General features: G+C 35.7%; 9 protein-coding genes and 1 pseudogene. 2 read left to right on the forward strand and 8 right to left on the reverse strand.

The genetic code is table 11. The features are described from left to right. The first annotated feature begins 24 nt into the window (after positions 1 to 24). Entirely contained in the window at positions 25 to 2622 is a 2598-nt protein-coding gene (locus NQ540_RS07075) for a YfhO family protein (RefSeq protein WP_039849097.1), read from the forward strand. A gap of 26 nt (positions 2623 to 2648) precedes the next feature. On the opposite strand, the gene NQ540_RS07080 is transcribed toward NQ540_RS07075, so the two are convergent. Beyond that, positions 2649 to 3257: a superoxide dismutase gene (locus NQ540_RS07080; RefSeq protein ID WP_005606784.1), complete on the reverse strand. Its 609-nt coding sequence runs from the start codon at positions 3255 to 3257 to the stop codon at positions 2649 to 2651. A gap of 175 nt (positions 3258 to 3432) precedes the next feature. Between NQ540_RS07080 and NQ540_RS07085 the strand changes: the two genes are divergently transcribed. Continuing rightward, complete coding sequence (locus NQ540_RS07085) at positions 3433 to 4737, forward strand: DEAD/DEAH box helicase (protein ID WP_039849098.1); 1305 nt, start codon at positions 3433 to 3435, stop codon at positions 4735 to 4737. 430 nt (positions 4738 to 5167) lie between these two features. Here NQ540_RS07085 and NQ540_RS07090 read toward each other — a convergent pair whose 3' ends face one another. The 7 genes and pseudogenes from NQ540_RS07090 to NQ540_RS07120 all read right to left on the reverse strand — a co-directional run bounded on the left by NQ540_RS07090 (position 5168) and on the right by NQ540_RS07120 (position 15184). After that, positions 5168 to 5962, reverse strand: coding sequence for a DUF1189 family protein (locus NQ540_RS07090; protein WP_005606788.1), 795 nt, complete (start codon positions 5960 to 5962; stop codon positions 5168 to 5170). 381 nt (positions 5963 to 6343) lie between these two features. Beyond that, a complete protein-coding gene (zwf, locus tag NQ540_RS07095; protein WP_039849100.1) occupies positions 6344 to 7801 on the reverse strand; it encodes a glucose-6-phosphate dehydrogenase in 1458 nt (485 codons plus the stop codon). Positions 7802 to 7932: 131 nt separating this feature from the next. Continuing rightward, positions 7933 to 10335 carry an MBL fold metallo-hydrolase gene (locus NQ540_RS07100; RefSeq protein ID WP_005606791.1) on the reverse strand — a complete coding sequence of 801 codons (2403 nt, stop codon included), beginning with the start codon at positions 10333 to 10335 and terminating at the stop codon, positions 7933 to 7935. A 100-nt stretch (positions 10336 to 10435) separates the two neighbouring features. After that, positions 10436 to 11605: a D-alanyl-lipoteichoic acid biosynthesis protein DltD gene (gene dltD, locus NQ540_RS07105; protein ID WP_039849101.1), complete on the reverse strand. Its 1170-nt coding sequence runs from the start codon at positions 11603 to 11605 to the stop codon at positions 10436 to 10438. Positions 11606 to 11695: 90 nt separating this feature from the next. Further along, entirely contained in the window at positions 11696 to 13150 is a 1455-nt protein-coding gene (locus NQ540_RS07110; protein WP_005606794.1) for a sensor histidine kinase, read from the reverse strand. A gap of 7 nt (positions 13151 to 13157) precedes the next feature. Then, a pseudogene (locus NQ540_RS07115) lies at positions 13158 to 13852 on the reverse strand (response regulator transcription factor). Positions 13853 to 13993: 141 nt separating this feature from the next. After that, on the reverse strand, positions 13994 to 15184 hold the full coding sequence (locus NQ540_RS07120) for an excalibur calcium-binding domain-containing protein (protein ID WP_005606798.1): 1191 nt from the start codon (positions 15182 to 15184) through the stop codon (positions 13994 to 13996). Between the last annotated feature and the right edge of the window lie 13 nt (positions 15185 to 15197).

Raw genomic sequence — 15197 nt, forward strand, 5'->3', positions numbered from 1 at the left:
TTGAATACAACTAAGGAGGTCCCTATGAAATCTAAAAGCAATTGGAATAAAAGAAAATACTATAGCCTTAGTATTTTAATCCCCGTATTCCTTCTACTTTTTATATTTATTCTTTTTTCAATGACTCCTTTTGGAAATCGTACCTGGCTGACCGTCGATTTGGGTCAACAATACGTCGATTTCTTTGCTTATTATCAGGATACTCTATTACACCATCCTGAACAGTTTTTTTACAGCTTTTCCAAATCCATTGGTGGAGAAATGGTAAGCTTATGGTCTTATTATTTATTCAGTCCTTTTAACTTGATATTTCTCATGATTCCAAAATCATACATTACAATAGGAGTTTCTCTTTTGATTTTCTTGAAACTCATTTTTTGCACGGTCAGCTTTGCCTATTTTTTAGATAAGAAATTTGGGGAAAGAAATATGAATGCACTCCTGTTTTCACTCTCTTATGGATTTATGAGTTATCTTTCAGTCAACCAACTCAATATTATGTGGCTAGATGCCTTGATAGGTCTTCCACTCATTTTATTAGGGGTCGACTCCATCATTAACAATGAAAATCCGATTCGTTATATTCTCCCTTTGGCAATCACCGTTTTGGCCAATTATTATACAGGATATATGATTTGCCTCTTTTTAGTATTTTATTTTCCTTATGCTTATTTGCTTCAAAAAAGAAGCTTTCAATGGAAGGATTTTCTTAAAACCGGAGCTCGTTTTGCTTTATACAGTATATTAGCAATTGGGCTCATTATGATTGTTCTACTTCCAAGTGCTTATAGTTTACTTGGAAGTAAAGGAGCAGCAAAGCAAAGTCTCTGGTCTCTAAAATCAGAATACAATCCTTTGTTGATGCTATCAAAATTATTCATTGGTAGTTTTGACTTTCAGCAAATGCCTAAAGGATACCCAAATATTTTTGTTGGTAGCTTGGCACTCTTTTCCTTTTTTACCTATTTTACTCATAAGATAATTAGACTCGCTGAAAAAATCATCGCCTTTGTCATTACTCTCTTCTTTTTAGTGAGTTTTAATATCGATTTTTTAGATCGAATTTGGCATGCTGGTCAACTTCCGAATTGGTATCCTTACCGTTTCTCATTCTTATTTAGTTTCTGGATTGTTTACATCGGGTATCAACAAACCTTGAAGTCCTCAAAGATTTCAATGTTTGAAGCTTTTACATTTTTCTTTTTTATGCTTAGCATCAGTATTGGTTTTATCCTTTATCCCCAATCTTACCTTCAATCCTGGCAAATCGTCCTAGGGTTTGGAATTTCAATGGGTATTCTCTATGGATTAATTGCTCAAACCAGATTCAAGAAGCGTTCTCGTGGGTTATGGATTAGTTTAGTCCTCATTGAACTTGTGTTGAATAGTGGAATTAACTTGGCTAGACTGGGATATGTGATGAATTCAGATTTCACTAACTATCAAGCCTCTTTAGAGCTTTGGAGCAAATCTCTATCAGCACCTGACAACACGTTCTTTAGAAGTGAAAAAACAATTGCGCGTTCAAAAAATGATAGTCTTCAAGTTCCTACTTACGGAATCTCTCATTTTTCATCTACCTTTGAAAAAGAAAGTGAACGTTTCTTTGAAGCTATCGGTGTTCGACAAGGAGTGGCCTACGTAAGTTATAGTAATGGAACGTTACTAACGGATGCCCTTCTTGGAATTAAAACAAGTTTTATAGCAAATGACCAGGCTTCTTATAATCATCGATGGGAAAGAAAAGATTTAGAAATGATGGACGTTGCACAGCAATTTGAAGAAGGTACTGTTGTTCAAAATGACAATGTTCTTTCTATTGCTTATCCAATGAAACCCATATTAAAAGCGATGAAAGTCCCCGTTAATCAGCCGGTTGCCATGCAAAATCAATTATCTAACGCTCTTGCAGGAACCCATTCACCAAAGGATATTTTCACGAGAATTCCTTCTCAAATGGCTTACAGTAATATTAAAGGTCGCCCTTTTGCTCACCAAACGATACAGTTGGAAAATAGTGAAGAAAAAGGGAGCATTAAATTAACCTTCACGCCAGAAACCGATGATCCTATCTATTTAGAATTAGCGGGAGATATGGAAGAAGATAGTTTCACGATGACCTTAAATGGAAAAGAGTATTTCTTTTATCCTGTTGAATCAAGACCCGTTCTTTTAAGTATTGCTTCCAAGAAAAAAGGAATCCCTCAAACGATAGAGTTCACGATTCAAAAAGATCAATTTTCATTTACAAGATTGAATCTTTATTCCTTAAATGAAACATTATTACAAGATAGAATTCAACAAACGAAAGCTCAAGAATTAAAAATAGATACCTTCTCCTCTACCCATTTTTCTGGAACGATGACGGTAGAAGAAGAAAGTACAGTTTTAACGACGATTCCTTACTCAATTGGATGGACGGTTCGTGTAGATGGTCAACCTGTAGAAACTTTTAAAATTCTCGATTCTCTTCTCGGATTTAGTATTTCCCCAGGAAAACATTCTGTCGAATATCATTATACGACTCCTTATCTGATTGAAGGTTCGATGATTAGCTTTGCTTCTATCGTGTTTATTATTCTGATTTTGTTAACCAGACGCAAAAAGACCGATGACTCCTAGGAGACATCGGTCTTCGTTTTTATAGATTATTTAGCAGCTTCGAAACGACGAGCTACTTCATCCCAGTTCACAACATTCCAGAATGCTGAAATGTAGTCTGGACGACGGTTTTGGTAGTTTAAGTAGTATGCATGTTCCCATACATCTAATCCTAATAATGGAGTTTTGCCTTCTGATAGAGGGTTATCTTGGTTTGGAGTAGAAACGACTTCTAATTTTCCGTTAGAAAGAACTAACCAAGCCCAACCAGACCCAAAACGAGTTGCTGCTGCTTGTGCGAATGCTGCTTTGAATTCGTCGAAGCTTCCGAATGCTTCGTTGATAGCTGCTAATAAAGCACCTTCTGGAGCTTTTGCACCATCAAGAGATAATTGAGTCCAGAATAAGCTATGGTTTGCATGCCCACCACCATTGTTGCGAACAGCTACACGGATATCTTCTGGAACAGCGTTTAAATCGCTAACTAATTCTTCAACTGTTTTTTCGAATAATTCAGGGTGTTTTTCTACCGCTGCGTTTAAATTTGTAACATATGCATTGTGATGTTTGTCATGGTGGATTTCCATTGTACGTGCATCAAAATGTGGTTCTAATACGTCAAATGCGTATTCTAATTTTGGTAATTCATAAGTCATTACTAGATTCCTCCTAATTTTAAATACAGTTTTGAAAACTGTTTCTTTCTTTAATTATCATACCATCCACTAAACACCATAGGCAAAAATTATGCCCACTTTCCCAATTCCACCTTTAATCTTCAATTTATGGTATAATAATCCCGCTACACAGAGAAAGAAAAGAGATGAAAACATGAAATTTACAGATTACGCATTACAGCCTTATTTGCAAAAAGCATTGGCTGACTTAAAATTTACACAACCAACTCCTATTCAAGAACGCATCATTCCTCTTTTATTAAAAGGAGAATCTGTGATTGGTCAATCGCAAACAGGAAGCGGAAAGAGCCATAGTTTCCTATTACCACTCATCAACAAAATTGACCCTAGTCGCCAAGAGTTGCAATTAGTGATTACAGTCCCAAGCCGTGAACTCGCCGAGCAATTAACAGCTGTAGCAGCCCAGTTGATTACCTTTAGTGATACAGAAATTCTATTAGAAAAATGTATCGGTGGTACCGATAAAAAACGTCAAGTGGCTAAACTGACGCAAACCCAACCACATATCGTGATTGGGACACCGGGTCGTATTTTTGATTTAATGCAAGAGAATGCCCTCTTCGTTCAAACGGTACAAATGATGGTCGTCGACGAAGCGGATATGACATTTGACTTAGGATTCTTAGAAACCGTCGATGAAATCGCATCTCGTATGCCAGAAAACTTACAAATGTCCGTTTTCTCTGCAACGATTCCAGATAAGATCAGACCATTCTTGAAGAAATACTTGGGCAATCCAAAGGTCATTCAAATCGAGAATACACAACTCGTTTCACCAACGATTAAAAATCAATTGCTTGTAACAAAGGCTCAAAATCCAATGGACGTTCTTCGTCAATTACTGGTGATGGGACATCCTTACCTAGTCCTTATTTTCGTCAATACGAAACAAAAAGCGGACGAAGTGACAAAAGACCTTCGCAATCATAACTTCAAAGTGGCAACGATTCACGGAGATATCCCTTCAAGAGAACGTCGCCGTGTGATGAAACAAATCCAACAAATGGATTATCAATTCGTGGTCGCAACGGACCTTGCTGCACGTGGGATTGATATCGAAGGTGTTTCTCACGTAATTAACTTAGAAATTCCTGGCGAATTAGAATTCTTCATTCACCGTGTGGGTCGTACAGGACGTAATGGTCTTGAAGGAACAGCCATCACCTTCTACACACCAGATCAAGAGCAGGCCATCCAAACATTAGAAGGAAAAGGTATTTCATTTGAAACGGTTGAATTGAAAAATGGCGAGCTTGTGGAAAGTTATGACCGCTCTCGTCGCGAAAAACGTAAAAACACGCAATCAAAAGACTTGGATCCACGCCTTAAAGGAATGATTAAGAAGGCGAAGAAAAAAGTAAAACCAGGCTATAAGAAAAAACTCGGGCAGGAAATCCGTCAAAAACAGCGCAGACAAAATCGTACAAAAAATAAATAGTACAGATTACTTTCCTTACTATCAGATTACTTCGAATCCTTTCGGATTTTTCTATAATCGCTGTAATGGGGTACCGGTTCGAGCCTAAGGTCTCTCACCTTTAAAGCCTCAAAGGGGACGTACGGAATTATATTCCTACGTCCCCTATGCACAGTGGTTGAATGGAACGAGCTTCGCTACATGTAACTCGCTCGTTCCTATTCAACTTTGTGGGGGAAAGAAAACGAAATGGCCAAAATAGAAGAATCTATTTTGGCCATTTCTGTCTTTCTCCCTCGTTTTAACGCGACTTCCCGTCACTATTACTATAGAATCCGTATATTTCTTCGTCATCTTAGTTTAGAAATTCAGTCTCTGCTATTTATTTTTGTAGATTTTATCAAAAGAAAACCACCTAGAAACTAAAATTAGTTTCTAGGTGGTTTTTAAATTACTGTTTCTTTTTACTTTCTATATCAATAAATTCTTTCATTCCGAGAAGCCAGTTAAAAGTCGTTGTTACTAATAAGTAATAGAAAATACTGATTCCTCCACCGACGCCTAAAATGGCAATCAAACTATACAAAACAGCTGGAAGAAAGGCTGCTGCCATCGTTAATTGCTTCGAAACGGAGGTTGGCATTTGAATCCAAGCCCCCATAAATAAAGCTGCAAACAATCGAACAATAAAGCCTACAATAATCAATATTACGTATAATAATAAGCTGTTGTATACAAACATGAATAACATGACACCCAATAATACCATCCACAGATTCGCATTAAACTCTTGGATATACTGATGAATCATCTCTTTGTTTAACTCACCAATATCACTATAAGAAATTTTTGCTGAATTTAAGACTGTATCTAAGGCCATATGATCTTGTAGAAATGCAATAGTTGGAATTCCTTGGTTAGATTCCGCACTAACATCATTATCTGTAGATTTTCCAGTTGGATCAAACAACACATTAAAGGCGTCCGAACGATACAAGAAACCAGATTGTTGATCCGCAACTAATTTTCCATCCTTTACTGAAAGTTCAGGAAATTTTTGTTCTACTACTTTTATATTCTCCGCAATTTTTCCAATAAATTCATTTGCTCGAAGAAAATTCGGAATGGAAATGATAAGGACCAACAAGAAAAAAATTCCTTTTATCTTTTTCAATGGATTTTGTAAAATAGTCCAAATTTTATTAGGTTTTAATAAACTAAGTCGAATAAATTCTTTAATCGTCATGCGCGCCTCCTATATAGAGAACAGTTTACAGAAAAAGCGCGTCCATTTCAAGAAAACAAGGTTGCGCGAAGGAATTGCTTCTATGACTATTCCTAAAAATCCTTACGGATTTCTTTTTATAGTAGCGGTAACGTTACACCGGTTCGAGCCATTCTGTCTCTCACCTTCGAAGATTCAAACGCGGAGTACGGGATTTATCCCTACTCCGCATAATTCACTTTCGATGTTCTTCACGTTACTGCTACTATAAGAAATCCACGTTTTTTTAGGAATTCCTTTAGAAGCTTTTCTTCGCTTTTGAAGATGGGAATAATTGTGCTTTCTACACTTTTTATAGAACAAAAAAAGACTAGGGAACTCCCTAGTCTTCATTTTTGGCTATTAATCTCTTTCAACCCACTTACGACCTTCACGCTCTAAAAGTTCAAAGCTGACTTTTGGTCCTTTGCTTCCAGCAGCATAATTTGGAAACTCTTCAGCAATTTCGCTGTCCCAAGTTTGTCGAATCGTATCTACATATTTCCAAGAAGCCGCAACTTCTTCCCAGTGAGTGAAGTTTGTCATATCGCCTTCAATACAGTCTAAAATTAAACGTTCATAGGCTTCTGGACTTCTTAGCGAGAATGTTTCATCAAAGATTTTTTCTAAATGACTCGTTTGCAGTGCAATGGTATTTCCAACTGCTTTCGAATTAATCACAAAACAGAATCCCTCACGAGGAGTGATGTGAATGGAAATACGGTTTGAAGGACATCCTTCTACTCCACAGAATAATGGAGAACTTGCTTCCTTAAACACAACATCGATTATGGTTTCTTTGGCATTTAAGCTCTTTCCTGTACGGACATAGAAAGGAACCCCTTGCCAACGTTCGTTATCAATTAATACTTTTCCTGCAACAAATGTTTCCATATTCGAATCATCTGCTACATTTGCATCTTCTCGGTATCCCGGCTTCAATCCATCTTCGGAAGGCCCATATTGCCCGCGGACAAAGTTTTCCTTCACTTCTTCGGGAGTATATGGTCGAAGTTGTTCTAATACTTTAATTTTATTTTTACGAATGTCTCCAAATGAAACGGGTGGTTCCATCGCTACTAGAGCAAGGATTTGTAAAATATGGTTTTGGACCATATCACGAAGTGCGCCACTAGTATCGTAATACCCGCCACGCTCTTCTACACTGACTTGCTCCAACAATGAAATTTGGACATGGTCAATATTTTCTTTATTCCATAATGCCTCAAAAACACGATTTGCAAATCGAACCGCTGAAATATTTTGAATCATTTCTTTTCCTAAATAATGATCAATTCGATAAATTTGGTTTTCATCAAATGATTGACGAAGTTGATGATTCAACTCCTGAGCCGATGCAAAATCTTTTCCGAATGGTTTTTCAATAATTAAGCGATTATAACCATTTGGTGTTAATAATTGCTCTGCTTTTAAATGCTCTGTAATGGTCCCAAAGAAATTTGGAGCCATCGCAAGATAAAAGACACGATTCCCATTGATTTGATAAGTTTCATCTAATCTTTCAGAAAGCTCTTTTAAAACGACATAATGATGAGTATCATTCACATTATGTGGTTGATAGTAAAAATGCGATAAGAATTCATTTAATTCTTCCTCACTCTTTACTAAAGATTGTACAGACTGTTTTACGACATCTCTAAAATAGTCATCAGTCCACTCTCTACGTGCTGTCCCAATGACAGCAAAATGATTTTTAATGAATCCTTTTTGGAATAAACGGAAAATTGCAGGATAAAGTTTACGATGAGCTAAATCACCAGTTGCTCCAAACAATGTAATAAGTACATGTTGTTCGCGCATGAGTTGTCCTCCTTGAATATAATACGCAAGCATGCAGCCTGCAATTGATAAAATACTACTTTTCTAGTGTAAGTTATAAGAATAGAAAAGTAAACTATAAAACGCCCTTCCTCTCAGAAAGGGCGTTTTGCTTAAAAAATATCCTGAACTCTACGAATTATCTTATCATCTCGAATAATCGGAATGGTAATTTTTTCCTTCGTGGTTGTTTCTTGAGACGTTGGTTCTGTTGTCGTTTCTTCAACGGTTGTAGGTTCAACTGTTGTTGGTTCTTGAGTTGAAGTCACTTCCGTCGTTGGAACAACTGTGGTTTCTTTAGTCGTCTCTACTACTGTTGTCTCAACTGTAGTAGTCGTTTCTTCGCCTTGTAACCATCTGCCTTTATGATCTACTTTATATCCATCCGGAGTTTCTCCGTCACGAATCATTTTCCCAGATTCTTGGAAATAATGATAATATCCTTCAATCCATTTCCAGCCTGTTTGCATCTCACCTGCAGTATTGAAGTAATAATACTCATTGGCTACTTCATGAAGACCTATTACCATTCTTCCTTCTGGAGCTTGTAGGTAATACCACTTACCGGACTCTTGGAACCAGCCAAGCTTTTGAGCACCACTTTCTTGATAATAATGATATGCATCATCGTGCCATTTCCAACCTGTTTGCATTTCACCTGCAGTATTGAAATAGTACTTAGCCCCTTTAATTTCATGCGTTCCAACAGCCATACTTCCATCTTTTGGAGTTAAATAGTACCATTTTTCAGATTCTTTTAACCATCCTGTCTTTTGAGAACCACTTTCTTGATAGTAACGGTATACTCCATCATGCCATTTCCATCCGGTTTGCATTTCACCTGCGTTATTGAAATAATAAGTAAGACCATATACTTTAGCAGTTCCTACAGCCATTTCGCCATTTTCTGGAGTTAAATAATACCACTTACCAGATTCTTCGTACCACCCTGTCTTTTGAGAGCCATTTTCTTCATAAAAATGATACGCTCCATTATGCCATTTCCAACCAGTTTGCATAATTCCTTTAGAATCAAAGTAATATGTTTTACCATTTACAATTCTTGTCCCTTTGACAATCTGATTATTTTCATCAAAGTAATACCATTTTGAATCGTGTTGCTTCCAAGAGGACGGTTTGAGATTTGTTTCTTTTAAAGCTCCGCTCTCTTCAAAGAACATTGCTTCCTTATTCACCGTCTTCCAACCTGTCTGCATTTTTCCATTCTCATCGAATAAATAAGTCTTGCCATTAATTTGCGACAACTTATCATTTTCTCTTGATCCACTTGGATTTAGATAGTACCAATCATCCCCTAGTTGGAGCCAACCAGCTTTGGCCATCTTCCCATCTTTATGCAAGTAATACCAATAATCATCAGATAATTGCCACTTTTCTGTTTGTAGATGTCCTTTTCCATCAAAGAAATAACTTTCATTATCAATCGTATGCCATCCAATGGCCTTTTCTCCTGAATCTAATTGATACATACGGAAACCATCTTTTACATACCATTTTGTTTCAACTGTTGGAATTTGAGGAAATTGATGTGAAACATCTGTAAATCCAGCTTGGTTGATGTCATAAACAGTTGCATCATATTGTTTACTTGTAGCTTTTACAATTTTTGTTCCTCGATCTTCTAACCATTTTTTCGTAGAAGGAACATTAATATCTTGTCCAGTTGTTTGAACAACTAAACTTGGTTTTAAATTTTCTAAGAAGTTAATAGAATTGGATTTAGTAGATTCCGAATGATGATTCCATTTCATCAAATCCACTTTCCCAATTTGTGGTCCTAATTGGTCTTCTGCACCTTCTGCATTATCCAAATCTCCACCTAAATAGATTTTTTGCCCATTCACGGTAATGACTGCGACAATTGAGTTTGAATTATCATCATAGACTCGTTTTAGATTTCCATTATTGTCATATTCATTCTTATAATTATAAAGTTGGATATCCATATCCCCTAATTTAAAGTGACTATCTTTTTCAGAAATATCTTGAATAATCTTAACATTTTTATTTTTGGCTGCTTTTAGGGCATTGTCATAATTGAATAGATTATCCCATAGTCTAGTAGAATCTGTTAATCTATTATCACTGTATCGTTTTAAATATAGTTTTTCGACAGAATAGTGATTCAATACTTCATCTACTCCCCCAATATGATCACTATGCACATGGGTACCTAGAACAAAGTCTAATTTATTCACTCCAACATTTTTCAGATGACGGAGGACCCTGTCCTCCAGCACTTTATAATTTTGAGTTGTATTTCCTTTACGAATAGGATACAGCGGATTCGTTCCATCAGGAAAATCAAAATCTTCTCCTGTATCAATAAGGGCAAAGTGCCCATTACTTTCTAATAAAATTGCATCGCTTCCTGAATTCCCTTTTGTATTAATGAAATGAATTCTATTCACGGAATGTTCATCTGCGTATACATTTTTCATGTTCAAGGATAGCAAACATGCAAGCCCTAGTAACACACTTACTCTTTTTTTCATTTTATTCCTCCCATTGTTGAACAAAGCTTAATCTTTACATTTTCTCAACAAGTAAATTGTATCACAAAAAAAGTTCACTGTTAATAACAGTGAACTTCATTTATTTATTAAAAAAATCATACAATGCTTTATTGGTTTCAATCCAGGATTTCCAGCCTGGATGAATTCCATCATGCATATAATCTTGTTCATATTCTTTAGAAGATAAATCCCAAGCAGAAGCTCCGTAAGATTCAATAATAGATTTCATCTTTGAATAATATTTTTCTCTAGTTTCTTTATTTAGCCCTAGATGATCATACCATTTTCCATTTACAGGAAACAGCACTACTTTAGTTTCAATGCCAAGCTCCTTAGCAATCTGTAGAAATAACTTGAAGTCATCAAACTCCGCTGCATTCTCAAAATTGACATTCTTCTTAGAATCTTTTACCTTACTTACTTTGTCCGCATAATATTTTTTATAAGTGGCATCATCCATGTCAAAAGGATTATCTTGAGTATTTTTTTCAGCATCCTTAACGGCATTATCCTCAAGTTTTGCCCAATCAATATCTGCTGCTTTTTCAGACTTAACCCCTTTTGGTCCAAAAGATTTTTTGTTTTTTGCAAAACCGGATTTCAATATCTGATTGTACTGCATTAAATCTACTTGCATAATCCATTCGTCTCCTGGAAGAGGTTCTTTATCCACTAGCACTCGTTTGTAACGTTCAAATGTCTCTTTTAAAGATTTATTCTCGCTACTCAAACTGATAATGCGATCAATCAGTTTTGTCTTTGTATCCAGACTAAGTTTCTCGTTTGTTAAAGCACCATAAACCGCTTCTTTAGAAACCTTGCTTGCGAAAGCTTTGCGGTTCTGATCATTTTCTTCAAACCATTGCATCGACTCAACAATCGCAATTTTTTTCTTTGGAATGGAATCTCCTAGAGCTCCCATCATTGCTGCATGGATAATATTTTGATAATTCCCACTTCCAATTTGCATAATATGAAAATCTTCTGTATTGAATACTTTATTAAAACTATATTCTTTGTGATTTGTAATTTCTAATTCTGATGAACCGAATAATACAAGCGTATTTTTATCTAAATTCTCTTTAATAATATCAACGCTTTTATATTTTTCCTGACTAATCCCATATCTAATAGAATTATCTGTTACCTTATAATAACTATTAATATAAGGAATATAGAAAAATAGAAAAGCTACCACTGAAATAATCGATAGCACGATTGCAATACCAAAAGCTTTTATCCTAACCAAATGATTCTCCCCATTCAAAAATAATTTTCACCCAATTTTACCATCTTTTAGAAAGATATCTAGTAAAATCGGGTGAAATTTTAATCTTTTTTATGAACTTACAATCGGTAATTTCACTTTAAAAACTGTTCCCTGGTCCAAATGGGACGTTAAGCTGATACTTCCGTTGTATCCTTCTATCAGTTCTTTTGCAATTGAGAGACCTAATCCATTCCCCCCACGTTCTCTTGAACGGGCTTTATCGACTCGATAGAATCTAGAGAACACTTTCTTTTTATCTTCTTCACTTAACCCCATCCCAAAATCTTGGATTCCAATTTCCACTTGATCCGCTACCGTTGATAAGCTAACGATAATTTCTTTACGATTCGTTGAATATTTGACCGCATTATCCAACAAAATGATAATGACTTGTTCAAAATGATTTCTATAAATAGGTGACAATAAGTCAGCTTTTGAATCAATATCCAAGACAAACGTAAAATCTGGATACAATACTTTAAAATTAGCCACTATTTGGGTTAAAGTATCCACCACTTCTGTAGTCGCGTCTTTATACTGCTCTCTTACTTGAGGGGCTCTAGACAAATCGAGCATCTCTTGAACAAGAGTTTTCATACGTTTTATTTCTGCTAATGAGGCTTCTAAAGACTCTTCAAGTACCTCTGGATCATCTTTTCCCCATCGATTCAGCAGTTTAAGGTGTCCTTCGACAATTGCTACAGGCGTTCGTAACTCATGAGAAACATCTTCCACGAAATGTTTTTGCTGAGATATATAAAAACTAATTTTATCTAGTAATTCATTAAACTGTTGAGAAACTACTGCAAATTCATCATTTTTCTTAGGAATAATCAGCCGCTTACTATCAATATTATCTTCGTTAATGGACGCAATAATATCATGAATCTGTTCGATAGGTTTGGAAATAAGTCTAGAGATGAAATAAGCCAACCCAATAGATACCAAAGCTTCCATAATCAACAATTGGATATATAATTTCTGCAACTGTTTTTTCATTTCTGTTAATTTTGCCATCCGATTAATAATTTGCAAATGACCAATTAGCAAACGATTCGTTCTCGATAAAATCGGCATTGTTACTTGAATGCTTTCTTCTCCGGTTGATAAAGGAACGAATTTGGTTTCTAGCGTACTAGATACTTGCAAAGGATCTTGCCATTGTTGCGTTTGGAAGATTAGTTCCCTACTTGTATCAAATACTCGAATGTTTAATTCCTCATTCATTGGATAAAAGCTACTGTTCTTTTTATAGATACCGTTTTGTCCTTGCTCATACTGCTCCGCTTCATTTAAGATAGAAACAATATCCGCAGCCGTTAAATTTTCTGACTTCCTTGAAAGTAAGTCGGAAACTACTTGAGCATAAACAATTGTCTGATTTTTTTCGTTTTCACGTAAGGTCATAATTTGACCATGAATAAGAATTGTGGTTAATATCCCCAGCAAGGCAAAAATGGTGGCTGAAATAACCCACCACCATTTTTTTGCTACTGATTTATGTTGACTATTTGAGTTCATCATCTTTTCCTCAACTTCTCATTACATAACCCGTACCACGGACTGTTTGAATATAACTTTCCTTTCCAGGGACATCAATTTTATTACGGATATATCGAACATAAACGTCGATAACATTCGTCTCAACTTCATTTTTATATCCCCAGACTTTTTTCAATAAGATTTCTCGAGATAAAACAATATCAATATTTTCCATCAATAGAAGAAGGAGTTCATACTCTTTTTTAGTTAAGTCAATGACTTCACCAGCTCTTCGTACTACACGATTTTCAACTTCAATCACTAAATCACGATATTCCACTTTTGTTTGTTTTATATTACGAGATTGTTCTTCCATTTGAAGACGTCTAAATAAAGCTCGTAATCTAGCCAATATTTCTTCAATTTCAAATGGTTTTACCACATAGTCATCTGCCCCTTGATCTAGTCCAACTACTCTATCCATCACAGAGTCACGTGCAGTCATAATGATGACTGGTGTTTGTTTGACTTGTCGTAGTCTGCGAACAACTTCTAATCCATTCATTTCTGGTAACATTAAATCTAATAAAATAGCATCCCAAGACTCATCATTGCGGTTTGTAATCCCGTTCTTCCGTCAGAACAAACTTTAGTTTCATATCCTTCGTGCTGCAACTCTAATTCTACAAAACGACTTAAATTTTTTTCATCTTCAATAATTAAAATACGTTGATTTCCTTGCATATTTAAACTCCCTTCCATTATTCTCCCTAATAGAATTATCATACCATATTCATAAGTTTCTTAACAGAATTTAATGAATTTTTTCTATATGATAAAAAAAGAATTAAACGATTAAATCGTTTAATTCTTTTCACTAGAAAATTAATGAGCTTTCACTTCTTCAGTTGTAATTTGGATTTGAGTTGTCTCTTGCGTAGTGGGTTCTGTGTTTTCTCTTGGTGCTTCTTGAGAAGTTGTCAATGGCACAGCTGTAGTTGTAGTAGTAGTCGTAGTTTCCACTGTAACTCTCCAAATACCATCTTTATCAACTCGATACCCATCTGGTGTTAACTGATCTTTTAACATTGCTCCTGATTGTTCAAAATAATACCAATTATTTTGAATGAATTTCCAACCAGTTTGCATCACACCCGATTTTTCAAAATAATAATCTGATTTATAAACCGTATAGAAGCCTGTCACCATTCTTCCATCTTCATCTAAATAATACCAATGATTGTATTCTTGATACCAACCTTTTAACATAGCTCCACTATCTTTAAAGTAATGGTAAATTCCATTGATAAGTTTCCAACCGGTTTGCATCACGCCAGACTCTGCAAAATAATAGAACTCTCCACTAATGCGTTTCAATCCAGTTTCCATACCACCTGATTGATTTAGATAATACCAGTTACCACTAATTTGTTTCCAACCGGTTTGCATATATCCTTCTTTACTGAAGTAATACCAAACATTATTATTTTTTTGCCAGCCAGTGAGCATCTCACCTGAAGAATTAAATAGATACCACGTACCATCTAAATATTGCCAATCTGTTACCATTGCTCCAGAATCTTTTAAATAATACCAGTTAGAGCCGATTTGTTTCCAACCCGTTTGCATATATCCGTTACTATTGAAGTAGTACCAAATATTACTGATTTGTTTCCAACCAGTCTGCATTACTCCATTACTATTGAAATAATACCAAGTACCGCTGATTTGTTTCCAGCCAGTAACTTGAACACTTTTTTCATAGTAATACCAATTGCCACCCACTTGTTCCCAATAAGTAGCTTTTACTTTATTCAAAGGCGTTCCATCTGCTCTACGGGAACGATATTGTCCCTTTGATCTTACAATTTCACATGCTACTCCATCTTTATCTCGGTCAAGATGATCCGCATACCCGTCTTCGCCAACTGAAATGTCTCCATATCCTGCAGCCCATGCTTCAGAACAGTTTCTAAAATTAGCCTCTTCAGAACTTACTGAATCATTTAACGGAACTACTCCCACTACTAAAAACGTAATCAAACACAAAAATACTTTTCTTAATTTCATTTCCATTCTCCCTCCTAAT

This window comes from Granulicatella adiacens ATCC 49175, assembly GCF_025150565.1.
Taxonomy (GTDB): domain Bacteria; phylum Bacillota; class Bacilli; order Lactobacillales; family Aerococcaceae; genus Granulicatella; species Granulicatella adiacens.